The 789-nt window shown below is 51.8% G+C and carries 1 protein-coding gene and 1 pseudogene; both read left to right on the top strand.

Translation table 11 applies throughout. From position 1 onward, the window contains the following. Positions 1 to 74: 74 nt before the first annotated feature. Positions 75 to 380: pseudogene (locus tag PHA81_RS20830) on the top strand (IS5/IS1182 family transposase); the annotation flags it as partial. A 77-nt stretch (positions 381 to 457) separates the two neighbouring features. Next, positions 458 to 673, top strand: a complete 216-nt coding sequence (locus PHA81_RS20825; RefSeq protein ID WP_273838803.1) for a hypothetical protein — start codon at positions 458 to 460, stop codon at positions 671 to 673. Positions 674 to 789 lie beyond the last annotated feature (116 nt).

Below are 789 nucleotides of genomic sequence, written 5' to 3'. Positions count from 1 at the left end.
AGCTCTATTGAATCCGCCGACGGCGTCGGGGTGAGTCGTTAGAACGATTGAGATGAAGCGGAAGAGGAGTCTTTGTGCAGAAGATTCTCTTCCGCTTCGTCAAACAGGCTGTCTCGATTGCACGAAAGCTTACTGATGCAGCGCTGATCCAGATCAGCGATCCTGCCGGCAACGGAGTTGCCGGCTGGAAGCACGCCGTCCTGCACTTTCTCCGTGAACACATGGACGCGACACTCGCCGAAGTCCTCGACTGGGCCGAGGAGATGGAACGTGTTCGAGCCGCGCTCGTCCTCGAGCGCGGCGAGTTCATTGGTCCATCTGCGCTGTGCAAATCCCTTGATCGAGCGCCGATGGCTGTTTGGCGAGAGCTGCTCCGACTTTAATGACCCAGGTAAGTTCTGAAGGTAGCGGGATGATTTACCGTAAGTTTTACCGTAAATTAGCCACTTGATCAAATATGCCTCCAGATGGATACACGACGGTCACAATCAGCGATAGCGTAGCAACGAAGCTGACGCAGATCATGGCGAGCCATGATCACTCCAGCTACGCTGAGGCGATCGAATATGCTGCTGATACAACCCTCCTTCAGGAGAGTGAAATCACCGTACAGGAACTGATTCAGCTACTCGCCAAACGGATCGATGAGATCGACGAAACCAATTTACCGTAAAAATTACGGTAGACATTTCACAACATCTCTTAGTCATTATCGCTAGTTGTCCACTTTGGCTCAACAGCCCAATAGCTGATACGTTGTAGGAATGAAGCGGATGAATCAGTGACCTG

Origin of the sequence: Halococcus sp. PRR34, from assembly GCF_028617175.1 — an archaeon.
GTDB classification, from domain to species: domain Archaea; phylum Halobacteriota; class Halobacteria; order Halobacteriales; family Halococcaceae; genus Halococcus; species Halococcus salifodinae.
This window is presented reverse-complemented; position numbering and strand designations above follow the sequence as displayed.